22 protein-coding genes are annotated in these 26,906 nt (G+C 71.3%); all 22 read left to right on the top strand.

Annotated elements, in window-relative coordinates:
* The first annotated feature begins 105 nt into the window (after positions 1–105).
* Complete coding sequence (locus tag ACQPZK_RS24450) at positions 106–909, top strand: helix-turn-helix domain-containing protein (RefSeq protein ID WP_433535215.1); 804 nt, start codon at positions 106–108, stop codon at positions 907–909.
* Positions 900–1,091, top strand: a complete 192-nt coding sequence (locus tag ACQPZK_RS24445; protein WP_433535214.1) for a DUF397 domain-containing protein — start codon at positions 900–902, stop codon at positions 1,089–1,091. Before ACQPZK_RS24450 ends, ACQPZK_RS24445 begins: the two co-directional genes overlap by 10 nt.
* 341 nt (positions 1,092–1,432) lie before the next feature.
* Entirely contained in the window at positions 1,433–1,627 is a 195-nt protein-coding gene (locus tag ACQPZK_RS24440; RefSeq protein ID WP_433535213.1) for a DUF397 domain-containing protein, read from the top strand.
* Between the two features lie 576 nt (positions 1,628–2,203).
* The gene (locus ACQPZK_RS24435; RefSeq protein WP_433535212.1) at positions 2,204–3,004 is read left to right on the top strand and encodes an ABC transporter permease; all 801 of its coding nucleotides are present in this window, start codon (positions 2,204–2,206) and stop codon (positions 3,002–3,004) included.
* A gap of 9 nt (positions 3,005–3,013) precedes the next feature.
* Positions 3,014–3,823 (top strand): ABC transporter permease, encoded by an 810-nt coding sequence (locus ACQPZK_RS24430; protein WP_433535211.1) that lies wholly within the window; start codon positions 3,014–3,016, stop codon positions 3,821–3,823.
* 64 nt (positions 3,824–3,887) lie between these two features.
* Positions 3,888–5,102 (top strand): YihY/virulence factor BrkB family protein, encoded by a 1,215-nt coding sequence (locus tag ACQPZK_RS24425; RefSeq protein WP_433535210.1) that lies wholly within the window; start codon positions 3,888–3,890, stop codon positions 5,100–5,102.
* Between the two features lie 268 nt (positions 5,103–5,370).
* Positions 5,371–6,549, top strand: a complete 1,179-nt coding sequence (locus tag ACQPZK_RS24420) for an ROK family protein (protein ID WP_396804177.1) — start codon at positions 5,371–5,373, stop codon at positions 6,547–6,549.
* Entirely contained in the window at positions 6,546–8,168 is a 1,623-nt protein-coding gene (locus ACQPZK_RS24415) for a sugar ABC transporter ATP-binding protein (protein ID WP_433535209.1), read from the top strand. Before ACQPZK_RS24420 ends, ACQPZK_RS24415 begins: the two co-directional genes overlap by 4 nt.
* Positions 8,165–9,292, top strand: coding sequence for an ABC transporter permease (locus tag ACQPZK_RS24410; protein WP_433535208.1), 1,128 nt, complete (start codon positions 8,165–8,167; stop codon positions 9,290–9,292). The genes ACQPZK_RS24415 and ACQPZK_RS24410 overlap by 4 nt, the downstream gene beginning before the upstream one ends.
* Before the next feature lie 98 nt (positions 9,293–9,390).
* A complete protein-coding gene (locus ACQPZK_RS24405) occupies positions 9,391–10,443 on the top strand; it encodes a substrate-binding domain-containing protein (protein WP_433535207.1) in 1,053 nt (350 codons plus the stop codon).
* A gap of 54 nt (positions 10,444–10,497) precedes the next feature.
* Entirely contained in the window at positions 10,498–11,688 is a 1,191-nt protein-coding gene (locus ACQPZK_RS24400) for a Gfo/Idh/MocA family protein (RefSeq protein ID WP_433539299.1), read from the top strand.
* Between the two features lie 646 nt (positions 11,689–12,334).
* A complete protein-coding gene (locus ACQPZK_RS24395; protein ID WP_433535206.1) occupies positions 12,335–13,501 on the top strand; it encodes an inositol-3-phosphate synthase in 1,167 nt (388 codons plus the stop codon).
* On the top strand, positions 13,485–14,390 hold the full coding sequence (locus ACQPZK_RS24390; protein WP_433535205.1) for an SCO3242 family prenyltransferase: 906 nt from the start codon (positions 13,485–13,487) through the stop codon (positions 14,388–14,390). The genes ACQPZK_RS24395 and ACQPZK_RS24390 overlap by 17 nt, the downstream gene beginning before the upstream one ends.
* A gap of 146 nt (positions 14,391–14,536) precedes the next feature.
* Positions 14,537–15,493, top strand: a complete 957-nt coding sequence (locus ACQPZK_RS24385) for a sugar phosphate isomerase/epimerase family protein (protein WP_433539298.1) — start codon at positions 14,537–14,539, stop codon at positions 15,491–15,493.
* A 122-nt stretch (positions 15,494–15,615) separates the two neighbouring features.
* On the top strand, positions 15,616–16,224 hold the full coding sequence (locus tag ACQPZK_RS24380; RefSeq protein ID WP_433535204.1) for an EboA domain-containing protein: 609 nt from the start codon (positions 15,616–15,618) through the stop codon (positions 16,222–16,224).
* Position 16,225: 1 nt separating this feature from the next.
* Positions 16,226–17,083, top strand: a complete 858-nt coding sequence (locus ACQPZK_RS24375; RefSeq protein WP_433535203.1) for a TatD family hydrolase — start codon at positions 16,226–16,228, stop codon at positions 17,081–17,083.
* The gene (eboE, locus tag ACQPZK_RS24370) at positions 17,083–18,282 is read left to right on the top strand and encodes a metabolite traffic protein EboE (protein WP_433535202.1); all 1,200 of its coding nucleotides are present in this window, start codon (positions 17,083–17,085) and stop codon (positions 18,280–18,282) included. The genes ACQPZK_RS24375 and eboE overlap by 1 nt, the downstream gene beginning before the upstream one ends.
* The gene (locus tag ACQPZK_RS24365) at positions 18,279–19,694 is read left to right on the top strand and encodes an alkaline phosphatase family protein (RefSeq protein ID WP_433535201.1); all 1,416 of its coding nucleotides are present in this window, start codon (positions 18,279–18,281) and stop codon (positions 19,692–19,694) included. Before eboE ends, ACQPZK_RS24365 begins: the two co-directional genes overlap by 4 nt.
* Positions 19,691–20,758 carry a polyprenyl synthetase family protein gene (locus tag ACQPZK_RS24360; protein WP_433535200.1) on the top strand — a complete coding sequence of 356 codons (1,068 nt, stop codon included), beginning with the start codon at positions 19,691–19,693 and terminating at the stop codon, positions 20,756–20,758. Before ACQPZK_RS24365 ends, ACQPZK_RS24360 begins: the two co-directional genes overlap by 4 nt.
* A 216-nt stretch (positions 20,759–20,974) precedes the next feature.
* On the top strand, positions 20,975–23,833 hold the full coding sequence (locus ACQPZK_RS24355) for a PQQ-dependent sugar dehydrogenase (protein ID WP_433535199.1): 2,859 nt from the start codon (positions 20,975–20,977) through the stop codon (positions 23,831–23,833).
* Positions 23,834–23,895: 62 nt separating this feature from the next.
* The gene (locus ACQPZK_RS24350; protein ID WP_433535198.1) at positions 23,896–26,010 is read left to right on the top strand and encodes a ThuA domain-containing protein; all 2,115 of its coding nucleotides are present in this window, start codon (positions 23,896–23,898) and stop codon (positions 26,008–26,010) included.
* A gap of 165 nt (positions 26,011–26,175) precedes the next feature.
* The gene (locus ACQPZK_RS24345; RefSeq protein ID WP_433535197.1) at positions 26,176–26,670 is read left to right on the top strand and encodes a sensor histidine kinase; all 495 of its coding nucleotides are present in this window, start codon (positions 26,176–26,178) and stop codon (positions 26,668–26,670) included.
* Positions 26,671–26,906 lie beyond the last annotated feature (236 nt).

Raw genomic sequence — 26,906 nt, 5'->3', positions numbered from 1 at the left:
TGACAGTCTGGTGATGACCCGACTACGGTGGGAGGTTCCGCGCGCCGACGACCAGCGCGTGCGACGGTCGGCCCGGCCCGGTACGAAGATGTACGGAGGTTGTCCGTGGAGAGTTCGTCCATGCTGGAACACTTCGCGGAGGAGCTGCGGCTGGCCCGGGCAGACCGGGGCCTGTCACAGGCGGCGCTGGCCGAGGCGTTGAGCTACTCGGGCGCGCTGGTCGCCAAGGTGGAGACCTCCGAGCGCCGGCCGAGCCTGGACTTCGCGCGCCGGTGCGACGTCGTGCTCGCGGCCGACGGCCGGTTCGAACGCATCCAACGGCGGATCAGCCGCGAAACCGTGGTGCCGTGGTTCCGCGACTGGGCCGGCATCGAGCAGGAGACCACCGCACTACGGTGGTTCGAGCCGCTCTACGTGCCCGGTCTGGTCCAAACCGAGGGATATGCCCGTGCCGTCCTTGCCGGTGCCGGGTTATTCGCACCTGACGAGGTCGAGCAGCAGGTGACCGCCCGACTCGACCGGCAGGGCGTGCTCACCCGGGACCGACCACCGCTGCTCAGCGTGGTCGTCGACGAGTACGCACTGCGCCGCCGCGTCGGCGAGCCGGAGGTGATGCGCGAGCAGCTGCGGCACCTGGTGAAGCTCGGGTCGGCCCTGCCCCGGCTCAGAATCCAGGTCGTGCCGCTGTCCGCCGGTGCTTACGCTGGGCTCGATGGTCCCTTCGTGATCGCCACTGCGGCAACCGGTGAGGATGTCGTCTACCTCGACGGGCAGCGTCACGGGCAGGTCATCGACCGGTCCGATTACGTGCGTCAGATGGTCGAGGTGTGGGAGTCGATCCGGGGTGAGGCACTATCGCAGCAACAGTCCCTCGACCTGATCGCGGAAGTGGCGGAGACATGGAACTGACCGGTGCCCGGTGGCGCAAGAGCACTCGCAGCAACGGCAGCGGCGGGGCCTGTGTGGAAGTGGCCGACAACCTGCCGGGCCTGGTGGCCGTGCGTGACTCGAAAGACCCGGATGGCCCGGTGCTCGTGTTCGAGCCCGGGGCGTGGCGCGCGTTCGTCGGGCTCGGTGCCGGTGTCCGATAGGTCGCCGGCGCGCGGATCCTCGGCCTGCTAGGACGCCGGGCCAGTAGATGCTCCGCCCGGTAGGTCACTTGTCCGCCAGCTCCTCGGGCCGGTAGGTCGCCGGGCCGGCAGCTCCTCGGGCGGGTAGGTCGCCGGGCTGGTAGTTCGTGGGCCGGTCGGCCCCTGGACGGTCGCGTGGGCCAGCCGCCTGGCTCTGCACAGCACCAAGGTCCACTCGGCTTCCTGCGAACCGGGGTGTCTGCGGGACCGGGACACCCCGACCTCCGTGAAGCCGAGTTGATCTGCCATGAGGCACCACCGCAGCAGCAGTCACCGACGAAAGCGAAGGACGTGGCGGAGATATGGAACTGACCGGCGCCCGGTGGCGCAAGAGCACTCGCAGCAACGGCAGCGGCGGCAACTGTGTGGAGGTGGCCGACAACCTGCCGGGGGTGGTGGCCGTCCGTGACTCCAAGGATCCAGGTGGTCCCGCGCTGGTCTTCACGTCCGATGCGTGGCGCGCGTTCGTGGGGTCCGACGCCGTCCGTCGAGCGTGATCCACACCAGATCGCCGACCTGGGGGTGTCCGGGCGACGGGATGCCGCCAGGTCGCCGATCTGGAGTGGACCATCGCGCCGGCGGCCCTCGCTGGCCCGGTGCGAGTGATCCACTCGACTTCCGGAAAGTCGGGCCTTCCCGTGGCCGCCGACAGCCCGACTTCCACGAAGCCGAGTCGATCACCGCTTCGCCGGTCACCGGGTTTTCGGAAGGACCGTCGCGTGCCGCTGCCTGACGGATGATCGACTCGACTTCTGGAAAGTCGGACCGTCCCATGGCCGTTGACACCGCGACTCCCCAGAAGTCGAGTCGATCACAGCGGTGCCGAGTCGATCATTCCGGAGCCGCGCCGAGTCGATCACGCAGGTGCCGAGTCGATCACGCCAGTGCCGGGCCGAGCCGATCACGCCAGCGCCGGGCCGAGTCGATCACACCAGCGCCGGGCCGAGCCGATCACGGCAGAGTCGGGCCCTGTCGATCACGGCAGAGTCGGGTCGGTAACGGCGTAAAGGGGTCGCGGTCTGTCGTACCCCGGGGGTAGACAGGTCGTGGTCGATGCGGGTGGAGGTGGCGCGGTGGGCGTGGCGGAACGGACGCGGGCGAGACCGGGACCGCCGTGGGCGCCGGCGTCCGCGGTGTTCGGCTACTACCTGGTCGGGCTGCGGCGCACCTGGCGGGCCGGGGTGTTCTCGTCGTTCCTGCTGCCGGTGCTGACCGTGCTCGGGTTCGGCGTGGGCGTCGGGGGCTACATCGACCAGGGCGTCGACGGGGTGCGTTATCTCGACTGGCTGGTGCCTGGGCTGATCGCCTCGACCGCGCTCCAGGTGACCGTTGGTGACTCGACGTGGCCGGTGTTCAGCAACTTCCAGTGGGTCAAGAGCTACCAGGCGCAGAGCGCGTCGCCGCTGCGCGTCGGCGACATCCTGGCCGGGCACCTGGCGTTCGTGCTGTTCCGGGTGGTCACCACGATCGCGGTGTTCCTGCTGGTGACCGGCCTGTTCGGGGCGCTGCGGTCGCCGTGGGCGGTGGTCACCCTGCCGGTGGTGGCGTTGCTCAGTCTGGCCGTGGCAGCGCCGACCTTCGCGTACGCCGCGGTGGTGTCCAGCGACAGTTGGCTGGCGATGCTGTTCCGGTTCGCGGTCATCCCGATGTCGCTGTTCGCCGGGGTGTTCTTCCCGGTCGAGTCGCTGCCCGAGGCGCTGCGGTGGCTGGCGTACGCGACACCACTCTGGCACGCCGTCGACCTGTGCCGGGCGGCCACACTCGGCGTCGCCCCGCAGTGGTCGATCGTCGGGCACCTGCTCTACCTGGCCGCCTGGGTGGTCGCCGGGTGGCTGCTCGCGTTGCACACCTTCCGCCGCAAGCTCGTCGTCTAGGGGGAACCCGTGGTCACGCTGGTCCTGCCCCGGCTGGTCGACGTCTCCGGCGCGTCCCGCCGGTCGGCGTCGGTGATCGGGCGCAACGTCACGGCCCTGAAGCCGGTCTACTGGCTGCTGTTGCTCTCCGGTTTCGTGGAGCCGCTGCTCTACCTGTTCTCCATCGGCCTGGGCGTGGGGACGCTGGTCGGGGACCTGCCGTTGCCCGATGGGCGGCTGGTGTCGTACGCCGAGTTCGTGGCTCCGGCGATGCTGGCCTCCTCCGCGATGACCGGGGCACTCTCGGAGACCACATTCAATTTCTTCGGCAAGATGAAGTACATGAAGCTGTACGACGGGATGATCGCCACCCCGATCCGCCCGTTCGAGATCGCTCTCGGTGAGCTGGGCTGGGCGATGCTGCGCGGCAGCGCGTACTCGGCGGCGTTCCTCGGGGTCATGGTCGCGCTCGACCTGACCACCGTGACCCGGGCGGTCACCGCGCTCCCGGCGGCGGTGCTGGTCGGGTTCGCGTTCGGCGGGCTCGGCATGGCGGTCTCCACCGTCATGCGCAGTTGGCAGGATTTCGACCTGGTGGGGTCGGTCCAGTTCACCCTGTTCTTCTTCTCGGGCACGTTCGTGCCGGCGCAGGCCTACCCGACCCTGCTGCGCTGGCTGGTCGAGGTCACTCCGCTGTACCGGGCGGTGCACCTGCTCCGGGGGGTCACGGTGGGTACCGGCGGGTGGCTCTGGCTGCTCGACGTGCTCTACCTGCTGGCGATGATGGCGGTCGGTCTGCTGGTGGCCTCGCGCCGGATGGGCAGGATGCTCTACAAGTAGGGGTTATGCCAGGCCGTCGACGGGGCATGTCCGCAGGTGACACCGCCGACGACGAGGAGGGGCGATGGCCTCGGACGAGTCTTCCGCCCAGCGCGACCGCAGCACCGCAAGCGACCGCACCGCGCGCGACAGCGGCGCGCACGACGGCACCGCGCCTGACAGCACCGCGCCTGACAGCACCGCGCCCGACCGCAGCGTGCCCGACAGCACCGCGCCCGACCGCACCGCGCCCGACCGCAAGCACGGCCGGAGCGAGCATGACCCCCGCACGCGCGGCACCGAGCGTGACCGCGCCGGCGCGCCGGTCGGGCCGGTCGGGCCCGACGACGGCCCGGACAGTCCCACCGACCTGCCGGGCAGCGGCTGGAAGGCGGCGATCCGCCGTACGGTCGGAGAATTCCAGGACGACAGCCTGACCGACTGGGCGGCAGCGCTGACCTACTACGGAGTGTTGTCCATCTTCCCCGGGCTGCTGGTGCTGATCTCCATCCTCGGGCTGCTCGGGGAGAGCGCCACCGAGGGCGTCAAGGACACCGTCAGCCAGGCGGTGCCGAACGACAGCATCCAGACGATCATCAACGACGCGATCGGCGCGGCGCAGGACAACGGTGGGCTGGCCAGCGTCGCGGCGATCATCGGTCTGCTGGCGGCGTTCTGGTCCGCGTCCGGGTACGTGGGCGCGTTCATGCGCGCCTCGAACACCATCTACGACGTGCCGGAGGGCCGGCCGATCTGGAAGACGCTGCCGATCCGGCTCGGCGTGACCGCGGTGATCGGGGTGCTGCTGCTGGCCAGCGCGGTGATCGTGGTGTTCACCGGTCGGCTCGCCGAGGCGGTGGGGGACGTCGTCGGTCTCGGCTCCACGGCGGTCACGGTGTGGGACATCGCCAAGTGGCCGGTGCTGCTGATCCTGGTCAGCCTGATGTTCGCCATCCTCTACTGGGCCTCGCCGAACGCCCGGCACGGCGGCTTCCGCTGGGTCAGCCCGGGTGGTGTGCTGGCCGTGGTGATCTGGCTGGTGATCTCCGGCCTGTTCGCCTTCTACGTGAGCAACTTCGGCTCGTACAACAAGACGTACGGCACGCTGGCCGGCGTGATCGTCTTCCTGGTCTGGCTGTGGCTGAGCAACATCGCCATCCTGCTGGGCGCGGAGTTCGACGCCGAGTTGGAGCGTGGCCGGGCCATCTCGGCGGGGCACCCCGTCGACGACGAGCCCTACGTCGAGCTGCGCGACGACCGCAAGCTCCGCAAGAAGGGCACCGCGCACACGGGCGGCTGAACGAGCGTCCACCGACACGAACCGCCCCGCCAGCAGAGACAAGCTGGCGGGGCGGGTTCGTGTCCGTCGATGAAACTGCACGCGAGCGCCTGCGATCACGGCGTTATCCTTTTCTTGATCCACTTTTAGCTTTTGTTCCTTCGGACAAAAGTTGGGAACGGAACGGCTGAAGCTCTGGACACGCGGCGCGGAGCGCTCCTACTGTGTCGGACACAACACATCGACATTGCGTCGATGTGAACGAGTCCGATGAAGAGGTGAACCGCGCGTGCGGACCGTCGACCCCCTGCACGTCCGACTGTTGCGGTTGCTCCGCGACGAGGGGGCCGTGTCCCGCGCCGAGCTGGGCGACCGGCTCCAGATGCCGCGTCCGCGACTGCTGGCCGAGCTTGATCGCCTGGTCGCGCTGGGGTACGTCGCCGAAGCCGGTTTTGCCGCCTCCCGGGGCGGGCGTCGTTCGACGCTCGTCGAGCTGAACCCGAAGCTGCGCTTCGCCGCCGTTGACCTGGGCGCCAGCTCGATGGACGTCGAGGTCGTCAACGGCCGCCTCGAACCGGTGGCCCACTACGCCGAGCCGGCCGACATCCGCAGCGGCCCGAAGGTCACCCTGCAGAGGGTCAACGAGCTGCTGCACAAGGCCCGGGTCGACGGGGCGTACGAGCGGCTGGACGCGGTGGGCATCGGCGTACCCGGGCCGGTCAGCTTCCGCGACGGCGTGCCGGTGTCGCCGCCGATCATGCCGGGCTGGGACCGCTTCCCCGTGCGCGAGCTGCTCAGCCGGGAGCACGCCTGCCCGGCGGTGGTCGACAACGACGTCAACATCATGGCCATCGGGGAACGCCACGGCGGGGTCGCCCACTCGGTGGACGACTTCCTCTTCGTGAAGATCGGCACCGGTGTCGGCTGCGGCATCTACCTCTCCGGCGAGGTCTACCGGGGCACCGACGGCTGCGCCGGGGACATCGGCCACATCCAAGTCGATGCGCACGGTCCGATGTGTTCCTGCGGCAACGCGGGCTGCCTCGAGGCGCTGTTCAGCGGGGCCGCGCTGGCCAAGGAAGCGTTCGCCGCGGCCCGCAGCGGATCGTCGCCGGCCCTGGCCGAGCGGCTCAGCCTGCGGGGCACCGTCACCGCCCTGGACGTCGCCGAGGGCGCCGTCGAGGGCGACGTGACCTGCATCCAGTTGATCCGCGACGGCGGACGGCGGGTCGGCGGCGTGCTCGCCGGCCTGGTGAGCTTCACCAACCCGTCGATGATCGTGATCGGCGGCGGGCTGGCCCAGCTCGGGCACATCCTGCTCGCCGAGATCCGCAGCGTGGTCTACCGCCGGTCACTGCCCCTGGCTACCGGCAACCTGCCCGTCGTGCTGTCCGAGTTGGGTGGCCGGGCCGGTGTCGCCGGCGCGGCCGTGCTCGCCAGCGACGTCGCCTTCGGGGAAGCATCATGAGCGAGGAGGAGACCGTGGCCCTGTCCGACGAGACCGCCACCACCGGGTCGGCCGACGCCGACGCCGACGCGCCGCTGGTCGAAGCTCCGCCCGACACCGTCGCGGGCGAGGTGGTCCTGCGCCTCACCGACGTGGTCAAGACCTTCCCCGGCGTACGCGCCCTGGACGGGGTCCAACTCGAGGTACGCGCCGGCGAGGTGCACTGCCTGCTGGGGCAGAACGGCGCCGGCAAGTCCACGCTCATCAAGGTGCTGGCCGGCGTGCACCAGCCGGACTCCGGGCTGGTGGAGTGGCGCGGCGAACCGGCCACCTTCGCCAACCCGCAGGCCGCCATGAAGGCCGGCATCGCCACCATCTACCAGGAGCTCGACCTCGTCGAGGATCTGTCGGTCGCGGAGAACGCGTTCCTCGGGCACGAGTACCGCAGCCTCGGCTTCGTCCGGCGTGGCCGGATGGCCCGGCACACGCGGCAGATCCTCAGCCGGCTCGGTCACGGCGAGATCCCGCCCGGTCGGATGGTCCGCTCCCTGCCGGCGGCCGGCAAGCAGATCGTCAGCATGGCCCGTGCGCTGTCGCACGAGGCGCGACTGATCATCATGGACGAGCCGAGCGCGGTGCTGGCCCACGACGAGGTCGGCAACCTGTTCCGGATCATCCGCGAGCTGACCGCGCAGGGCATCGCCGTCATCTACATCTCCCACCGCATGGAGGAGATCCGCGAGATCGGCGACCGGGTCACCGTACTCAAGGACGGCCGGACCACGGCGGCGAACCTGCCGGCGCGCGACACCCCGACCCGCGACCTGGTCAGCCGCATGACCGGCCGGACCATCGAGTACGTCTTCCCGGACCGCCCCGCCGACGACACCGCCGGCGCCGACCTGCTCCAGGTGGAGGGGTTGACCCGCACCGGCGAGTTCGCCGACGTCTCGCTGAACGTGCGGGCCGGGGAGATCGTCGGCATCGCCGGTCTGGTCGGCTCCGGCCGCTCCGAGCTGCTGGAGACGATCTACGGCGCCCGGCTGGCGGAGGCCGGCACGGTGCGGATGGACGGCAAGGTGCTGCGCCCCGGCGTCGGGGCGGCGGTGCGGGCCGGCATGGGCATGGCCCCGGAGGAGCGCAAGAGTCAGGCGCTGCTGCTGGGCGAACCGATCTACCGCAACGTCACGCTGGCCACCTTCGGCCGGTACGCGCGGCTCGGCTTCACCAACGCGGCGGCGGAACGCGCCGAGGCGGACCGGATCGCCGAGACCCTGGAGCTGCGTCCCCGGGACGTGGACCGGCCGGTCCGCACCCTGTCCGGCGGTAACCAGCAGAAGGTGGTGGTCGGCCGGTGGTTGCTCGGCGGCACCAAGCTGCTGCTGCTCGATGAGCCCACCCGGGGTGTGGACGTGGGCGCCCGGGCCGAGCTGTACCAGGTCATCCGCTCTCTGGCCGCGCAGGGCGTCGGCGTGCTGCTGGTCTCCAGCGAGGTACCCGAGGTGCTGGGCCTGGCCGACCGGGTGCTGGTGATGCGCGAAGGCCGGGTGATCCGCGAGGCCGCGGCCGGCGAACTGGACGAGAACACTGTGCTTGACCTCGTGATGGCGGGGTCCTTGATGGAAGGCGCACCGGCATGAGCGACGCGACTCCCACACCCACCGCGACACCGGAGCGCCCGCAGCTTCCGGCCCAGTCGCCGCCGGTGGACCCGGCGGAGACGGCGGTGGCCAGCGAAAAGACGGCATCCAGCGGCAAGCTCTCCTGGTGGCGGGGCGACGGCGGCGACGGCGCGAAGCGCAACCTCGGCCTGATCGGCGTGCTGGCCGCGCTGATCGTGGTCGGCGCCATCACCAAGCCGGACCTGTACGGCGACCCGACCTGGGTCTGGAACAACGTCCTGGCGATCCTTCAGCTCGCGTCGGTCGTCGGCGTGGTCACGGTCGGCATGACCTTCGTGATCATCGGTGGCGGCATCGACCTGTCGGTCGGCGCGATCGTGGCGCTGGCCGGAGTCTGGTGCACCACGGTGGCCACCCAGAGCTACGGCGCCGGCGGCATGATCTTCACGGCCCTCGCGGTCGGCATCTGCGTCGGCCTGGTCAACGGCGTCCTCATCTCGTACGGCAGGTTGGTGCCCTTCATCGCGACCCTCGCGATGCTGGTGGCCGCGCGCGGCCTGGCGGCCTCGATCTCCAACAAGCAGACGCAGGTGTCGACCAGCACGTTCATCAACGACATCGCCGCCCGCAAGGTCATCGGCATCCCGATCCTGGTCTACATCCTCGGGGCGGTCGTCCTGGCCGGATGGGTCCTGCTCAACCGGACGACCTTCGGCCGGCGGACCATCGCCGTCGGCGGTAACCCGGAGGCGGCCCGACTGGCCGGCATCAACGTCCGCCGGCACACGATGCTGCTGTACGCGCTCTCCGGTCTGTGCTGCGGCATCGCCGCCATCATGCTCACCTCGCAGGCCACCTCGGCGCAGGCGGCGATGGCCAACCTGTACGAGCTGGACGCGATCGCCGCCGCGATCATCGGCGGGACGCTGCTCAGCGGTGGCCGGGGCACGATCGTCGGCTCGCTGCTCGGCGTCATCATCTTCGCCACGATCACCAACCTCTTCGCCATCAACGGCCTCTCCATCGAGGCCCAGAACATGGTCAAGGGCGGCATTATCGTCGCCGCCGTCCTGATCCAGCAGTTCAAGTTCAAGTCAGTCACCCGGCTCCTCGCGCGGAACAGGGTCACCACCACGACCTGACGCACCGCACCGTTGTCCTGGCGACGTCGAGATCTTCGACGGTGGCCGGACCTCGCACACCCTCACCCATGTGAAAACCCGCTCCCAGGAGGTCGTTCATGACCCAGAACAGTCGCGACCTGTCGCGCCGCCGGTTGCTCTTCGGTGGTGCCGCGGTCGGCGCCGCCACCCTGCTGACCGCCTGCACCAGTAACGAGACCCCGGCCGCCAGCACCCAGACCAAGGCCGCCGGAAACGCCGAGGGCAACAACGCTCCGGGTAAGAAGGTCGTCATCGGCTTCTCCGCCCCGGCCGCCGACCACGGCTGGATGGGCGCGATCCACGCGAACGCCAAGGCGCAGGCCGCGGCGTATTCGGACGTGGAGTTCAAGGAGGTCGACGGAGGGTCCAACTCGGAGGCCCAGCGCTCCACGCTCGGCACCCTGATCGCCCAGAAGCCGGACATCATCGTCGTGCTGCCGCACGACGGCAAGGAGGTCAACGCCGTTGCCCTCCAGGCCATGCAGGCCGGCATCCCGATCGTCAACCTCGACCGGGCGTTCCCCGACGCGCTGGCCTCGCGGCTGGTGATCAAGGGTGACAACTACGGCATGGGCGTCTCCGCCGGCCACTTCATCGGCAAGCAGCTCAAGGACAAGGGCATCACCAACCCGGTCATCGGTGAGATCGCCGGCCTGGAGATCCCGCTGACCGTCGAGCGCAGCGAGGGCTTCAAGGCCGCCCTGGCGACCTACGGGTTCAAGGTGGCCAACCGACGCTCGGCCGAGTTCACCTCGGACAGCGGACAGCGCGAGGCGGCCCAGCTCCTCCAGGCGCTGCGCAAGATCGACGCGATCTGGAACCACGACGACGACCAGGGCATCGGTGTGCTCGCGGCCGTCAAGCAGGCCAACCGGTCCGAGTTCTTCATGGTCGGCGGCGCGGGCTCCAAGCTCGCGATCGACGCGATCAAGGCCGACAACTCGGTGCTCAAGGCGACGGTCACCTACAACCCGTCGATGGCGTCCTCGGCGATCTCGCTCGCGCGGCTCATCGCGCAGGGCCGGGGCCTGGGCGACCTGACGGAGCTGCAGGTGCCCAAGGAAGTGACCCTCGCCTCCGAGACGATCACCAAGGAGAACGCGAGCAGCTACGACAAGCTCGGGTTCTGACATACCGGGGGGAGACCCACCTTGTCCACGACAGACAGAGAACTGCGGATCGGCATGGTCGGTTACGCGTTCATGGGCGCCGCGCACTCACAGGCGTGGCGCACCGTGAACCGCGTGTACGACCTGCCGGCGCGGGCCCGGATGGCGCTGATCTGCGGCCGGGACACCACAGCGGTGTCGGACGCGGCAGACCGGCTCGGCTGGGACGCGTACACGACCGACTGGCGTGACCTGGTCAATCGGGACGACATCGACGTGGTCGATGTCTGCACCCCGGGCGACAGTCACGCCGAGATCGCCCTCGCCGCGTTGGCCGCCGGCAAGCACGTGCTGTGCGAGAAGCCGCTGGCCAACACGGTGGCCGAGGCGCGGGCGATGACCGCCGCGGCGGACACCGCCCGCGCCGCCGGGGTGCGGTCGATGTGCGGGTTCAACTACCGCCGGGTCCCCGCGGTCACGATGATGCGCCAGATGGTCGCCGAGGGACGACTCGGGGTGATACGGCACGTCCGGGCGACGTACCTGCAGGACTGGATCGTGGATCCGCAGTTCCCGCTGGTCTGGCGGTTGCAGAAGGACAGGGCGGGCTCCGGCGCGCTCGGTGACATCGGTGCGCACATCATCGACCTGACGCAGTTCGTCGTCGGCCAGCAGATCACCGGCGTCAGCGCGATCACCGAGACGTTCGTCAAGGAGCGGCCGTTGCCAGCCGAGTCGAGCGGGCTGGCGGCCACCGTCGACGGCGAGTCGGTCGACGGCAACGCTCCGGCCACCGGCCAGGTCACCGTCGACGACGCCGCGGTCTTCGTGGCCCGGCTCGACGGCGGCGCCCTGGCCACGTACGAGGCGAGCCGTTTCGCCACGGGCCGCAAGAACGCCCTGCGTGTCGAGATCAACGGCTCGCTGGGCAGTGTGGTCTTCGACCTGGAGCGCCTCAACGAGTTGGAGTTCTACGACGCCACCCGGCCGACGCTCGAGCAGGGCTTCAGCCGGATCCTGGTGACCGAGGGCGACCACCCGTACATGTCGGCGTGGTGGCCACCGGGCCACATCATCGGCTACGAGCACTCCTTCACGCACCAGATGCGCGATCTCATCGAGGCGATCGCCACCGGCACCGACCCGGCGCCCTCCTTCGCCGACGCGTTGCAGGTCCAGCTCGTCCTGGACGCGGTGACCCGTTCGGCGGAGACCGGATCCTCGTGGACCGACGTGGAACCGGCGCTGACCGTGGTCACCGTCTGACCCCTGACCATCCGCGACGGCGGTGTTCGCGCCGCCGTCGCCCGACCGGCTTTCCGGAGCCGACCGGCGAGGGACCGGCCGCGGTTTGCGCCCCGCGGCCGGGACGAGGTCGGCTCCGGAGAGTGTGCAGCCGGGCCTTCGACGGCCCGGTGGCGCACGGAAAGGACGGTCGTCCGGTGCGACCGGACCGGGATTCCCCGGCCGCACCGGAGGACCGCCACCACCACCCCCCCGGCGATCCGGAGGATCCGATGACATCGCCCGCCGCTGCCCCCACCCGTACCGCTTCCGTCCGCCGTCGCACGGCGGACCGCACCCCGGTCGATCCGGTGGGCGCGGCAACCTGAGACGTCCGATCGGGGCATGCCAACGCCCCGGTCGGCGGATGCGGGGGAGACAGGGTCGAGACGCCGACCGACCCTGTCTGCCAGCCCCGTCTGCCCGTACCCGTGCCGAGAGCCGGTCCGTCGTCGTCGCCGCCGACGCCGACGCCGGACCGGCGTCGTACCGGTACGGGTCGGGCGGGCGGGGCCCATCCATCCGGCCCGAAACTTTCTCGAAATCGGGCCGTATCTTTCCGAAACATATTCTGATATTCCTATATTTAGCGGTACCGACGATTCCTCGTGATTGGGGAAGGAGCACCATGCGAACAGGTGTCTGGCTGGTAGGAGCGCGCGGTTCCGTCGCGACCACCAGCATCGTCGGGGGGCTCGCACTGCGGGCCGGCCTGGCCGGGCCCACCGGCTGCGTCACCGAACTGCCGGCCCTTCGTGGCCCCGCCCTGCCGTCCTTCGCGGACCTGGTCTTCGGCGGGCACGACGTGGCCACCACCCCGTTGGGCAAGCGGGCCGAGGCGCTCGCCGACACCGGCGTGATACCCGGCCGCCTGGTCGCCGCGCTCCCCGACGAGCTGGCAGCCGTCGAACAGGACCTACGCCCGGCCCCGGTCGGCGTCACCCAGGCCGCCCGGGTCGCCACCGTCGTGGACGACCTCACCGCCTTCCGTACGCGCCATCGGCTGGACCGCGTGGTCGTGGTCAACGTCTCCGCCACCGAACCGGCGCCTCGACCGCACCCCGGTCACGTCGACCCGGCCGCGTTGCGCGCCGCCCTCGACGGCCCCGACGAGGTGCTGCCGCCCAGCTCCCTCTACGCGTACGCGGCGCTGCTGGCCGACTGCCCCTACGTCGACTTCACGCCGTCCACCGGCCTGCGGCTGCCGGCGCTGGCCGCCGTGGCGCAGGAACGCCGCCTGCCGTACGCGGGGCACGACGGCAAGACCGGCGAGACCCTGGTCAAGTCGGTGCTCGCGCCGATGTTCGCGATGCGCAACCTCGCTGTGCGCTCCTGGTCCGGGATGAACCTGCTGGGCGGCGGCGACGGCGCCACCCTCGCCGACCCGGCCGCCAACGCCGCCAAGGTGCAGAGCAAGCAGCGCGTGCTCGGCGAGACGCTTGGCTACGTCCCGCAGGGCAACACCCGCATCGAGTACGTCGAGGAACTGGGCGACTTCAAGACCGCCTGGGATCTGATCACGTTCGCCGGCTTCCTCGGCACCGGCATGCGGATGGAGTTCACCTGGCACGGCTGCGACTCGGCGCTGGCCGCGCCGCTGGTGCTCGACCTGGCCCGCCTCACCGCCGCCGCGCACGCCGCCGGACACGTCGGCCCGCTGGCGGACCTGGGCTTCTTCTTCAAGGACCCGCTCGGCACGCCGACCCACTCGCTCAACGAGCAGTGGGCCCGGCTGACCGACTTCGTCCAGCGACTGCACGCCGGCCCGGACGGTGCCCATGACCACGCTGGCTGACCTGGCCGAGCTGGTCCGCGCGCCGGCCGCGCTCTCGGTCCCCGGGGACGTCGTGGCCGGCGCGGCGGCGGCGGGCGCGCTGAGCCCGCGTACCCCCGCCCTGGCGGGCGCGTCGGTGCTGCTCTACTGGGCCGGCATGGCCGCCAACGACTGGGCCGACCGGCGGCTCGACGCCGTCGAACGCCCCGAACGGCCGATTCCCAGCGGCCGGGTCACCCCGACCGCCGCGCTGGGTCTCGCCGCCGGCCTCACCGCCGCCGGCGTGGGTCTGGCCGCCGCCGTGGGCGGTCGCCGCGCCGCCGCGCTCGCGGTGCCGCTGGCCGCCAGCATCTGGGGGTACGACCTGCTGGCCAAGAACACCGCCGCCGGTCCCGCCGTGATGGCCGCCTGCCGAGGGCTGGACGTGCTGTTGGGAGCGTCCGACGGTCGACTGACGCGGGCGCTGCCCTCGGCGGCCACCGTCGCGGCCCACACCTGGACGGTCACCGCGCTGTCCCGTCGCGAGGTCAGCGGCGCGGACGCCGCCCTGCCGATGCGTACCCTGGCCGGCACCGCCGTGGTCGCCGCGAGCGCCGCCGTAGCCGTTCCCGGACGTACCGCCGAGCGGGGCGCCGCCGGCGCGGGCCGGGCCTGGTCGAGCGGGATCGCCGCCGCGGTGCCCGCGGTGCTGGCCGGGTGGTACGCCGCCCGCTACGGCGCGGCCCAGGCCCAGGTGGTCCGGGATCCGTCGGCCGGGAAGGTCCGTGCGGCGGTGGGCGCCGGGATCACCGGCCTGCCCGCCCTCCAGGGAGCGCTCACCGCCCGGGGCGGCGCGGGCCTGCTCGGGCTGGCCGTCGCGGCGGCCGCGCCGCTGGGCCGCCGGCTGGCCCGGAAGGTCTCCCCGACATGACCGTGCCCCAACCCCGCCGCGCCCAGCCCGACGCCGTGCAGCCCGACGCCGCGCAGGCCGACGCTGTCCGGGCCGACGCCGTCCGGGCCGACGCCGCGCAGGCCGACGCCGTGCAGGCCGACGCCGCGCAGGCCGACGCGACGACGCTGCGCCTCGGGTACGGCACCAACGGCTTCGCCAACCACCGACTCGACGACGCGCTCGCCGTCATCGCCGACCTCGGTTACGACGGGGTGGCGCTCACCCTGGACCACGACCACCTGGACCCGTTCGCGCCCGGACTCACCCGCCGGATCGCCGCGGTCGGCCGACGGCTGTCCGCTCTGGGTCTCGGGTTGGTGATCGAGACCGGGGCCCGCTACCTGCTGGACCCGTGGCACAAGCACGCCCCGACGCTGCTGCACGACGACCCCACCCGGCGGATCGAGTTCCTGCGCCGGGCGGTACGGATCGGCGCCGACCTGGGCGCGGAGGCCGTCTCGTTCTGGGCCGGCGTACGGCCGGAGACGGTGTCGCCGCAGGGTGCCTGGGACCGGCTCGTGTCCGGCTGCGCCACAGTGGTCGACGCCGCCGACAGCGCGGGCGTGACCCTCGGCTTCGAACCGGAGCCGGGAATGTTGGTGCAGGACATCGCCGACTGGCGTCGACTGCACGCGGCGCTCGGCGAGCCGGCCCGCCTCGGCATCACCCTCGACATCGGTCACTGCCGGTGCCTGGAGCCGTGGCCGGTGCCGCAGTGCGTCGCCGAGGTGGCCGAGCACCTGGTCAACGTGCAGATCGACGACATGCGCCGGGGTGTGCACGAGCACCTGGAGTTCGGCACCGGCGAGATCGACTTCCCGCCGGTGCTGGCCGCCCTGGCCGATGCCGGCTACCGCGGTCTGGTCGCGGTGGAGCTGCCCCGCGACTCGCACGCGGCGCCCGCCGTGGCCGCCCGGTCGATCGAGTTCCTACGCGCCGCCGCGGCCTCGGCCGCCGCAGCCGCCGCGATGGCCGGTGCCCGGCCCGCCGGGGGCGAGGTCCCCGCTGACGTCCTTTGCTCTGCTTCAGCGGAGGAGACAGCGACCGTCCGATATTCGAACACCGGCCGTTTCCTGGAGTGAAGCAGAGCAAAGGACGTGCCCGGGGTGCCCGCCGCGCAGCGCAGCAGCCGGGCGGTGCAGCAGCACGGCACTGAGGGCAGCAGGGCACGACAGCAGCACAGCAGCACGAGGGAGGAGACGGAATGACACCGGATTCACTGCGGGCCGCGCTGCGGGGCGTACCCGATCCCGACTGGCTGGACACGGCGCTGCGCCAGGTCGCGGCCGAGCCCACCGCGATCACCCGGCTCTTTCCGGCCGCCGGCCGGCGCTGCGGTCGGGGCGCGCTGGCCGACGCTCCCGGCTGGACCGCCGACGACGCGGCCCGGGTGCTGCTGCTGACCAGCCTGCCCGGCGAGCACGCCGCGTACGCCGAGACCCTCTACCGGCACGGCGACGCCGCCGAACGGCGTGCCGTGCTGCGGGCCCTGCCGCTGCTGCCGATCGGCGCCGAGGCGGTGCCGCTGCTGCACGACGCGATCCGGACCAACGACACCCGGCTGGTCGCCGCCGCGCTCGGTCCGTACGCCCGGCACCTCGATCCGGCCGCCTGGCGGCAGGCGGTGCTCAAGTGTGTGTTCAGCGGGGTGCCCCTCGCCGCCGTGGCCGACCTGGACAGCCGGGCCGACGGTGAGTTGGCGGCGATGCTCGCCGCGCTCGCCGCCGAACGGCACGCCGCCGGCCGCGACCTGCCCGCCGACGCCACCGACCTGCTCCACCGGCTCACCGCCGCACTGCCCCGGGAGGCGTGACATGCGCATCTTCGACCCACACATCCACATGACCTCGCGCACCACCGACGACTATGAACGGATGGCCGCCGCCGGTGTGCGCGCGGTGGTGGAGCCGGCGTTCTGGCTGGGGCAGCCGCGGACCAGCGCCGCGTCGTTCGTCGACTACTTCGACTCGCTGATCGGCTGGGAGCCGTTCCGGGCCGGGCAGTTCGGGGTGCGCCACTTCGCCACCATCGCGCTGAACCCGAAGGAGGCGAACGACCCGCGCTGCCGTCCGGTGCTCGACCTGTTGCCCCGCTACCTGGACAAGGACGCGGTCGTGGCGGTCGGCGAGATCGGGTACGACTCGATGACGCCCGAGGAGGACGAGGCGTTCGCCGCGCAGCTCGCTCTCGCCGTGGCGTACGACCTGCCGGCGCTGGTGCACACCCCGCACCGGGACAAGGCGCGTGGCTGCGAACGTACCCTCGCCGTGGTCGCCGAGTCCGGCATCGACGCGGGTCGCGTGGTGGTCGACCACCTCAACGAGGTGACCGTCAAGCTCGTCAAGGACAGCGGCTGCTGGATGGGCTTCTCCATCTACCCGGACACCAAGATGACGCCGTCGCGGATGGTGGAGCTGCTGCGCGAGTACGGCACGGAACGGATGCTGGTCAACTCCGCGGCCGACTGGGGACGCTCCGACCCGCTGCTGACCCGGGCCACCGCCGAGGCGATGGCCGAGGCCGGGTTCGGCGACGACGACATCGACAAGGTGCTGTGGCGCAACCCGGTGGAGTTCTACGGGCAGTCGGGTCGGCTCGACCTCGGCGACGTGGCGGAGCCCGCCGCCGTGGACCCGCAGACCGGTAACTCGATCCTGCGCGGCGGTAGCTGATGCGGCTGCGACACTCCGGCGGCGAGACCGTCCACCTGGGCTACTGCACGAACGTGCACCCTGCTGAGGACCTGGCCGGCATCCTCGCCCAACTGGACACCTACGCCGTGCCGGTGCGTCAGGCGCTCGGCAGCGACCTGCTCGGGCTCGGCCTGTGGCTGGCCGCTCCGGTCGCCGCCGAGTTGGCCGCCGATGAGACGCTGCGCCGCCGGCTGCGCGCCGAACTCGACGCGCGCGGCCTGGAGGTGGTCACCCTCAACGGCTTCCCGTACGCGGCCTTCCAGGCCCCCGTGGTGAAGCAGGACGTGTACCACCCGGACTGGACGACCGAGCAGCGACTGACGTACACCCTGGATCTGGCCCGGGTGCTCGCCGACCTGCTGCCCGACGACGCGGCCCGGGGCTCGATCTCCACCCTGCCGTTGGCCTGGCGGCGGCCGTGGGACACCGACATGGCGGACGCCGCCCGGCGGCGACTCGACCAGCTCGCGGCCGGTCTGGCCGACGTGCAGCGGGACACCGGCCGCGAGGTGCGGGTGGCGTTCGAGCCGGAGCCCGGCTGCGTGGTGGAGAGCTCCGGGCAGGCCGCCGCGCTGCTGTCCGGCATGGACACCGACCGGCTGGGAATCTGCCTCGACCTCGCGCACCTCGCCTGTGCGTGGGAGGAGCCGGCGGCTGCGCTGGACCGGCTGCGGGCGGCCGGACTGCCGGTGGTGAAGGTGCAGGTCTCCGCCGCCGTCGAGGCGGCCGACCCGGCGGGCGGGGCCGACGCGCTGCGCCGCTGGGTGGAGCCGCGCTTCCTGCACCAGACCCGTGGTGTCGGCTGCGCCGGCGCGGCCGACCCGGCGGACGAGGCGTACGCCGCCGACGACCTCGACGAGGCCCTGGACCGGGAGCTTCCCGGGCCGTGGCGGGTGCACTACCACGTGCCCCTGCACGCCCCGCCCGAGGAGCCGCTCGGCTCGACCCTGCCGGTCCTCCGTGCGGCCCTGAGAGCGCTCTTCGACGGGCCGGCCGCCGGCTGCGACCACCTCGACGTCGAGACGTACACCTGGGGTGTTCTGCCGGCCGCACGGCGGCCCGGCACCGACGCGGAGTTGGCCGCCGGCATCGCCGCCGAGCTGGCCTTCGCCCGCGACGAACTGGTCGGCCTCGGGCTGACCACCTACCGAACCGAGAGCATGGGGGTGACGCGATGAGCCGGCGACTGGTGGTCCTCGACGTGGTGGGGTTGACCCCGCGACTGCTGAAGCACATGCCTCGACTGCGCGGCGTCGCCGACGGCGGCTTCCGCGCCGAGCTGGGCACGGTGCTGCCCGCGGTGACCTGCTCGGTGCAGTCCACGTTCCTCACCGGCGAGCAGCCCAGCGGGCACGGCATCGTCGGCAACGGGTGGTACTTCCGGGATCTGGGCGAGGTGCTGCTGTGGCGGCAGCACAACGCGCTGGTCGGCGGGGACAAGCTCTGGCACGCGGCCCGCCGGGCCGAGCCGGGCTACACCGTCGCCAACGTCTGCTGGTGGTACGCCATGGGCGCGGACGTCAACTGGACGGTCACGCCCCGCCCCGTGTACTACGCGGACGGCCGCAAGGAGCCGGACTGCTACACCGACCCGCCGGAGCTGCACGACGCGCTGACCGGGCGGCTGGGCACCTTCCCGCTGTTCACCTACTGGGGGCCCACGGCCGGGCTGCCGTCGTCGAAGTGGATCTGCCAGGCGGCCGAGCAGATCCTGGCCGACGTCTCACCCGACCTGACCCTGGTCTACGTCCCGCATCTGGACTACGACCTGCAACGGTACGGTCCCTCGTCGCCGCAGGCCGCCACTGCGGCGGCCGAGTTGGACGCCGTCCTCGGGCCGCTGCTGGACGCCGCCCGCGCCCGAGACGCCACCGTGGTGGTGCTCTCGGAGTACGGCATCACCGACGTGTCCCGACCGGTCGACGTCAACCGGCTGCTGCGCAGCGAAGGACTGCTGCACGTGCACACCCAGGCCGGCATGGAGTACCTCGACCCGTGGACGTCCAAGGCGTTCGCCGTCGCCGATCACCAGGTCGCGCACGTCTACGTGAAGGACCCGGCCGACGTGCCGGCGGTGGCGAAGCTCTGCGCGGGGCTGCCCGGCGTGGCGGAGGTGCTCGACGCCGACGGCAAGGCCGCGCACGGGCTGGACCAGGCCCGCGCCGGTGAGCTGGTGCTGGTGGCCGAGCCGGACTCCTGGTTCACCTACTACTACTGGCTCGACGACGCCAAGGCGCCGGACTTCGCCCGGCTGGTCGAGATTCACCGCAAGCCGGGGTACGACCCCGCCGAGCTGTTCTTCGACCCGGCCAATCCCGGTGCCGCCAAGGCTCGCGCCGGCGTGGCACTGGCCCGCAAGAAGCTCGGCATGCGCTACCTGATGAGCGCCGTCGGCCTGGACGCCGGCGCCCGGGCGATCCGCGGCTCGCACGGGCGGCTGCCCAGCGACCCGGCGGACGCTCCGGTGCTGCTCTGCTCCGACGCGTCCGCGGCCCGGGACCGGATCGCGGCCACCGAGGTCAAGGGCTTGTTACTGGAGTTGGCTGGTTTAAGCGGTGCCGGTGCGCAGGGTCCGGGAGATCGGACGTGACCGTCACCGTCGCGCCCACCGACACCAGCGGTCTGCGGGCGCGCTTCGACGCGGAGTTGGCCGCCTTCCTCGACCGGCAGGGCCCGGACTGGCCCGACGGCGCGCCCCGGGGGGTGTTCACCGCGCTGCAACGGTTCGTGCTGGCCGGGGGGAAGCGGCTGCGCCCACTGTTCTGCTACTGGGGCTGGCGCGGCGCCGGGGCGCCCGACGCCACTCCGATCGTGGTGGCCGCGGCGGCGTTGGAACTGTTCCACGCGTTCGCGCTGATCCACGACGACATCCTGGACGGCAGTGACCGCCGCCGGGGCGAACCGTCGGTGCACCGGCTCTTCGCCGACCTGCACGCCCGGTCGTCGTGGCGGGGCGACCCGGAGGCGTACGGGCGCAACACCGCGCTGCTCTGCGGCGACCTCTGCGCGGCCTGGTCGGATCAGATGTTCCACGAGTGTGGGCTCGGGACGGAGCAGGTGCACCGGGGGTACGCCGTGTTCGCGCTGATGCGGACCGAGGTGATCGCGGGGGAGTACCTGGATCTGGTCTCCGGGGTGGGTGACGGCTCGGTCGCCAGCGCGCTCACGGTGATCCGGATGAAGGCGGCCCGGTACACGGTGACCCGGCCGTTGCAGATCGGCGCGGCGCTGGCCGGCGCGGGCCCGGAGCTGATCGCCGCGCTCGGCGAGTTCGGTGATCCGTTGGGGGACGCGTTCCAGCTCCGCGACGACGTGTTGGGCGTCTTCGGTGATCCGGCGGTCACCGGCAAGTCGATCCTGGACGACCTGCGCGAGGGCAAGCCCACGGTGATGATGGCGCTGGCCCGCAGCGCCGCGGACCGGTCGCAGACCACGCGGTTGCGGGAGTTGTTCGGCAACCCGTCGCTGGACACCGACGGCGCGGCAGAGCTGCGCGAGATCATCGAGGCCACCGGGGCGCGGGACCGGATCGAGCAGATGATCCGGGTACGCACCGAGGCCGCGCTGACCGCGCTGCGGAGCGCGGCGGTGAACGAGGAGGCCCGGGCGGCCCTGGTCGCGTTGGCCGCGCAGGCCATCGACCGGCGCGCCTGACCCGCCGACTTTCGATCAAATCGACGAAAGTTCATGCTGTGCTACCGGAAGGTATGGACACATCGACACTTGCGACTTAGTGTCGGGGCCAACACGGCATTGTTTCGTCGAGGTGAACCGGCGGCGCGGTAACCCATCGACCCCACCACCGCTACGGCATCCGGCGCGACGGCGCGCGCCCCGCCCTGGCCTCTTCGTCAGGAAGGGACAGCACAGATGTCCAAGAAGGACAGACCCACTCAACGGTCCCGACGATGGTTCTCCGCCGGATCGGCCCTGCTCCTCGCGGTCGCGGCCGGCACGGTCACCCTCACCGCCAGCGCGACACCGGCCTCGGCGCACACGATCAACGCCAGCGACTTCCAGCAGGTCGAACTCGCCCGCGGCGTGACCGACATGGGCGAGCCGATGTCGCTGGCCGTCCTGCCGGACCGCTCGGTCCTGCACACCGCCCGCAACGGCACCCTGCGCCGCACCGACGCGAACGGCACCACCTCGGTGATCGGCACCCTGTCGGTCTACAACCACGACGAGGAGGGGTTGCAGGGCGTCGGTGTCGACCCGAACTTCGCCAGCAACCGGCAGATCTTCCTCTACTACGCGCCGCCGCTGTCCACCCCCGCCGGCGACGCCCCCGCGACCGGCACCGACTTCTCGGCCTGGCAGGGAGTGAACCGCCTCTCCCGGTTCACCCTCAACAGCGACTTCACGCTGAACCAGTCCAGCAAGGTCGACGTCCTCGACGTACCGGCCGATCGCGGCCTGTGCTGCCACGTGGGCGGGGACATCGACTTCGACGCCGCCGGCAACCTCTACCTGTCGACCGGCGATGACACGAACCCGTTCGAGTCCGCCGGCTACTCGCCCCTGGACGAGCGGACCAACCGCAACCCGGCGTACGACGCGCAGCGCAGCGCCGGCAACACCAACGACCTGCGGGGCAAGATCCTGCGGATCAAGGTGAACACCAACGGGACGTACTCCATCCCGTCGGGCAACCTGTTCGCGCCCGGCACCGCCAAGACGCGGCCGGAGATCTACGCGATGGGCTTCCGCAATCCGTTCCGGATCAGCGTGGACAAGGCCACCGGGGTCGTCTACGTCGGTGACTACGGGCCGGACGCCGGCTCCACCAGCTCCACCCGCGGCCCGTCCGGCCAGGTGGAGTTCAACCGGGTCGCGGCACCGGGCAACTACGGCTGGCCGTACTGCACCGGCACCAACACCAGCACCGAGACGTACAACGAGTGGGACTTCGCCACCAACACCAGCGGGGCGAAGTACAACTGCACCGGCGGGCCGACCAACAACTCGTTCCGCAACACCGGCCTGACCACCCTGCCGCCGGCCCAGCCGGCCTGGATCCGGTACGCCGGCGACGCCGGCACGCCGACCGAGTTCGGAGGCGGCTCCGAGTCGCCGATGGGCGGCCCGGTCTACCGGTACAACGCCTCGTCGACCTCCACCACCAAGTTCCCACAGTCGTTCGACGGGCAGTTCTTCGCCACCGAGTTCGGCCGGGGCTGGATCAAGCCCATCCACGTCAACTCCGACGGCTCCCGGGGGACCATCGACACGTTCCCGTGGGTCGGCAAGCAGGTGATGGACTCGGCCTTCGGCCCGGACGGCTCGTACTACGTGCTCGACTACGGCACCGGCTACTTCAACGGTGACGCCAACTCGGCCCTCTACCGCTTCGACTACGTCGGCGGCGGCAACCGGGCCCCCAGCGCCGCGGCGAGCGCCAACAAGACGTCCGGCGCGGCACCGCTGACCGTGACGTTCTCCTCGGCCGGCTCGTCCGACCCCGAGGGCGGAACGCTCACCTACTCGTGGAACTTCGGCGACGGCACCACCTCCACGGCGGCCAACCCGACGAAGACCTACAGCACCAACGGCACGTACACGGCGACGCTGACCGTACGGGACCCGCAGGGCGCGACCGGCAGCGCGAGCGTGCAGATCAACGTCGGCAACACCGCGCCCACGGTGACCATCAACAACCCCGGTAACGGGCAGCTGTTCAGCTTCGGCGACACCGTGCCGTACAGCATCACGGTGACCGACCCCGAGGACGGCACGATCGACTGCACCAAGGTCAAGATGACCTACGTCCTCGGGCACGACCAGCACGGGCACCAGATCACCTCGAAGACCGGCTGCTCCGGCTCGATCACCATTCCGGTCGACGGCGAGCACGACGACGCGGCGAACATCTTCGCCATCTTCGACGCCGAGTACACCGACGCCGGTGGCCTGACCACGCACACCCAGCACACCCTGCCGCCGCGGCACCGCCAGGCCGAGTTCTTCGGCAGCTCCTCCGGCGTCAACGTGTTCAGCAAGACCCCGGCCGAGGGTGGTAAGACCGTCGGCGACATCAACAACGGCGACTGGATCGCCTTCCAGCCGTACCGGCTGGGCAACGTCACCTCGTTCACCGCCCGGGTCTCGTCGGCGGGCAGCGGCGGCACCCTCCAGGTGCGGGCCGGCTCGGCCACCGGCACGGTGCTCGGCTCCGCGACCGTCCCGGTGACCGGTGGCTGGGAGACGTTCACGACCGTCACGGGGGCGATCACCAACCCGCCGACCGGCACCACCACGCTCTACCTGACCTTCGCGGGTACGGGCACCGGCGCGCTCTACGACCTGGACGCGTTCACCTTCGTCACCGGCTCGGCCCCCACCGGCGGAACCGGCCCGATCAAGGGTCTGGGCGGCAAGTGCCTGGACGTGCGCAACGCCGCCACCGCCGACGGCACGCAGATCCAGATCTACACCTGCAACGGCAGCGCGGCCCAGACCTGGGCGGTCACGCCGAACTCCACCATCAAGTCGTTGGGCAAGTGTCTCGACGTCTCCGGTGCCGGCACCGCCGACGGCACCAAGATCCAGCTCTACACCTGCAACGGCACCGGGGCGCAGAACTGGGCCGCGCAGGCCGACGGCACGATCCGCAACGCGGCGTCCGGCAAGTGCCTCGACGTCTCCGGCAACAACTCCGCGGACAGCACGGTGGTCCACCTGTGGACCTGTGTCAGCGGTGCAGCGAACCAAAAGTGGACCCTGCCCTGAGCTGAGCGGAGGGGCTCCCACCGTCCCGGGAGCCCCTCCCCACCGTCCCGAAGGAGAGCGACATGCGCAGACTCCTGCGATCCGTTGTCGGCGTGAGCACCGCCGTCCTCGCCGTCATCGCCTGCACCACCCCGGCCACCCCGGCCAGCGCCGCCGACGCCCCGTACGACGTGCTGGTCTTCTCCAAGACCGCCGGCTTCCGGCACGACGCGATTCCGGTCGGCATCCAGACCATCCGTGACCTGGGCGCGGCCAACAACTTCACCGTCACCGCCACCGAGGACGCCGCCGCGTTCACGACCAGCAACCTCGCCCAGTACGAGGCGGTCGTCTTCCTCAACACCACCGGCGACGTGCTCAACGCCACCCAGCAGACCGCCTTCGAGTCGTACATCGGCTCGGGCCGCGGGTACGTGGGCGTGCACGCCGCCGCCGACACCGAGTACGACTGGCCGTTCTACGGCAACCTGGTCGGCGCGTGGTTCGCCTCGCACCCGGCCATCCAGCAGGCCAACGTCAAGGTGGAGGACCGGGGGCACGCCGCGACCGGGCACCTGCCGCAGACCTGGACCCGCACCGACGAGTGGTACAACTACCGCACCAACGCCCGGTCCACCGCACACGTGCTCGCCACGCTCGACGAGTCGTCGTACTCCGGCGGCGGGATGGGCGCCGACCACCCGCACTCCTGGTGCAAGAGCTACAGCGGCGGCCGGTCCTTCTACACCGGCGGCGGGCACACCCAGGCGTCGTACGCCGAGCCGGCCTTCCGCAACCACCTGCTCGGCGGCATCCGGTACGCGGCCGGCCGGAGCAAGGCCGACTGCCGGCCCGAGACCGGCTACACCCCGCTCTACAACGGCTCCACCACCGGCTGGTCGCAGGCCGGCCCGGGCAACTTCACCAACTCCGACGCCACCCTCACCTCCGTCGGCGGCATGGGCCTGTACTGGTACAGCGCGAAGCAGTTCACCAACTACTCGCTGAAGCTGGACTGGAAGCTGGCCGGCGACGACAACTCGGGCATCTTCATCGGCTTCCCGCCGTCGAGCGACCCGTGGTCGGCCGTGGACAACGGCTACGAGATCCAGATCGACGCCACCGACGCGGCGGACCGGACCACCGGCTCGGTCTACACCTTCAAGTCCGCGGACATCGCGGCCCGCGACGCGGCGCTCAACGCGCCGGGGGAGTGGAACACGTACGAGCTGCTGGTCGAGGGCGAGCGCCTACAGATCTTCCTCAACGGGGTGAAGATCAACGACTTCACCAACACCAATCCGGTACGGTCGCTGGCCGGCCACATCGGCATCCAGAACCACGGTACGGGTGACGACGCCTACTTCCGTAACATCCGGATCAAGGAGCTGGGCGGCAGCAACCCGCCGACCGGCAACACCACGGTCCAGGCCGAGGCGTTCAGCTCGGCCAACGGCGTCAGCGCGTTCACCAAGGCCGGGGCCAACGGCGGCCAGACGCTGGGCTACATCGAACCGGGCGACTGGGCCGCGTACAACGGTGTGAACCTGACCGGTGTCACCTCGTTCACCTCCCGGGTCGTCTCCGGCGGCGCGGGTGGCACCATCCAGGTCCGCACCGGCTCCGCCACCGGCACGGTGCTGGGCACGGTCACGGTTCCCAACACCGGCAGCTGGGACACGTACGCCAACGTCACCACGGCGCTGTCGAACGTCCCGTCCGGCACGCAGAACCTGTACCTCACGTTCAACGGCAGCGGCACCGGGCTCTTCGACGTGGACGACTTCACCCTCGTCAGGGGCACCGGAGGCACGAACGGAGTCGGCCCGGTCAAGGGCCTCGCCGGCAAATGCCTGGACGTCCGCAACGGCGCCACCGCCGACGGCACCCAGATCCAGATCTACACCTGCAACGGCAGTACGGCGCAGACCTGGACCGTGACGCCGAACTCGACCATCAAGGCGCTCGGCAAGTGCCTCGACGTCAGTGGCAGCGCCACCGCCGACGGCACCAAGATCCAGCTCTGGACCTGCAACGGCACCGGCGCGCAGAACTGGTCGGCCCAGTCCGACGGCAGCCTGCGCAACACGTCCTCGAACAAGTGCCTCGACGTGTCCGGCAACAACTCCGCCGACAGCACGGTGGTCCACCTGTGGACCTGCAACGGCGCGGCCAACCAGAAGTGGACCCTGCCCTGACCCACCGAGCCCGCTGGGGCCGTCGGACATGACCGGCGGCCCCGGCGTTCCACCCGATGACGCCGCCGGCGCGGCGGTACCTCACCGCCGCCGCGCCGACGGCGTCCCGCGCGTCGGACGGATGCCGTGGATCTACTGCCAGCCGGCTGCCGTACCTTGACCAGCATGGGGCGTTACGCGCGATGGCTCCGGATGGTCCAGGCGCAGGGCCACCGGCTGCACGACGCGCTGCGTCAGGTCGACGAGCCCGACCCGCTGACCGGGCCGGCGCCCAGCCTCAACCGTCTCGACGCCCTGGTGGAGGGCTTCGCCGCAGGTCAGCCCGTGCGCTGGAGCCTGGCCGGAGCGCCCCGGCCGCTGCCCGAGGCGGTGGACGTGGCGGCGTACCGGGTCATCGAAGAGGCCCTGACCAACGCCTGCCGGCACGCGCCGGGCGCGGCGGTCGCGGTCCGCCTGCGCTACGACGACGAGGGCATCACCATCGAGGTACGCGACGACGGCGCGCCGCCGGTGGAGAGCCCGTCGCGGACCGGCGGCGGTCTCCTCGCGGTACGCCGCCGCGTCGAGCGGGTCGGCGGCACCCTGAGCGCCGGCCCGAACCCCGGCGGCGGCTTCACCGTCCGGGCGGTCCTGCCGGCCCCCGAAGAAGTGGCCGGGTGACGGTCCGGGGCTTTCGCGATGCGGTCGGGTGGCGGTCTGGTGCTTCCGTGACGCGGTCGGGTGGGGATCCGGGGCTTTCGCGATCTGGCCGGTTGACGGTCGAGGGCTTTCGCGATGTGGTCGGGTGACGATCCGGGGCTTTCGCGATGCGGCCGGTTGACGGTCGAGGGCTTTCGCGATGCGGTCGGGTGGCGGTCCGGGGCTTTCGCGATGGGCCCGGCGGAAATAGGGTGGGG

It is taken from the genome of Micromonospora sp. CA-249363 (assembly GCF_050950185.1).
GTDB lineage: Bacteria > Actinomycetota > Actinomycetes > Mycobacteriales > Micromonosporaceae > Micromonospora.
This window is presented reverse-complemented; position numbering and strand designations above follow the sequence as displayed.

Bases quoted from the DNA above. Each gene is read 5' to 3' on its own strand.
- ACQPZK_RS24445 (WP_433535214.1), top strand. From the start codon at position 900: ATGGAACTGACCGGTGCCCGGTGGCGCAAGAGCACTCGCAGCAACGGC.
- ACQPZK_RS24440 (WP_433535213.1), top strand. From the start codon at position 1,433: ATGGAACTGACCGGCGCCCGGTGGCGCAAGAGCACTCGCAGCAACGGC.
- ACQPZK_RS24410 (WP_433535208.1), top strand. From the start codon at position 8,165: ATGAGCGACGCGACTCCCACACCCACCGCGACACCGGAGCGCCCGCAG.
- ACQPZK_RS24365 (WP_433535201.1), top strand. From the start codon at position 18,279: ATGAGCCGGCGACTGGTGGTCCTCGACGTGGTGGGGTTGACCCCGCGA.
- ACQPZK_RS24350 (WP_433535198.1), top strand. From the start codon at position 23,896: ATGCGCAGACTCCTGCGATCCGTTGTCGGCGTGAGCACCGCCGTCCTC.
- ACQPZK_RS24345 (WP_433535197.1), top strand. From the start codon at position 26,176: ATGGGGCGTTACGCGCGATGGCTCCGGATGGTCCAGGCGCAGGGCCAC.
- ACQPZK_RS24400 (WP_433539299.1), top strand. From the start codon at position 10,498: ATGGTCGGTTACGCGTTCATGGGCGCCGCGCACTCACAGGCGTGGCGC.
- ACQPZK_RS24375 (WP_433535203.1), top strand. From the start codon at position 16,226: ATGCGCATCTTCGACCCACACATCCACATGACCTCGCGCACCACCGAC.
- ACQPZK_RS24390 (WP_433535205.1), top strand. From the start codon at position 13,485: ATGACCACGCTGGCTGACCTGGCCGAGCTGGTCCGCGCGCCGGCCGCG.
- ACQPZK_RS24355 (WP_433535199.1), top strand. From the start codon at position 20,975: ATGTCCAAGAAGGACAGACCCACTCAACGGTCCCGACGATGGTTCTCC.
- ACQPZK_RS24380 (WP_433535204.1), top strand. From the start codon at position 15,616: ATGACACCGGATTCACTGCGGGCCGCGCTGCGGGGCGTACCCGATCCC.
- ACQPZK_RS24425 (WP_433535210.1), top strand. From the start codon at position 3,888: ATGGCCTCGGACGAGTCTTCCGCCCAGCGCGACCGCAGCACCGCAAGC.
- ACQPZK_RS24415 (WP_433535209.1), top strand. From the start codon at position 6,546: ATGAGCGAGGAGGAGACCGTGGCCCTGTCCGACGAGACCGCCACCACC.
- eboE (WP_433535202.1), top strand. From the start codon at position 17,083: ATGCGGCTGCGACACTCCGGCGGCGAGACCGTCCACCTGGGCTACTGC.
- ACQPZK_RS24405 (WP_433535207.1), top strand. From the start codon at position 9,391: ATGACCCAGAACAGTCGCGACCTGTCGCGCCGCCGGTTGCTCTTCGGT.
- ACQPZK_RS24395 (WP_433535206.1), top strand. From the start codon at position 12,335: ATGCGAACAGGTGTCTGGCTGGTAGGAGCGCGCGGTTCCGTCGCGACC.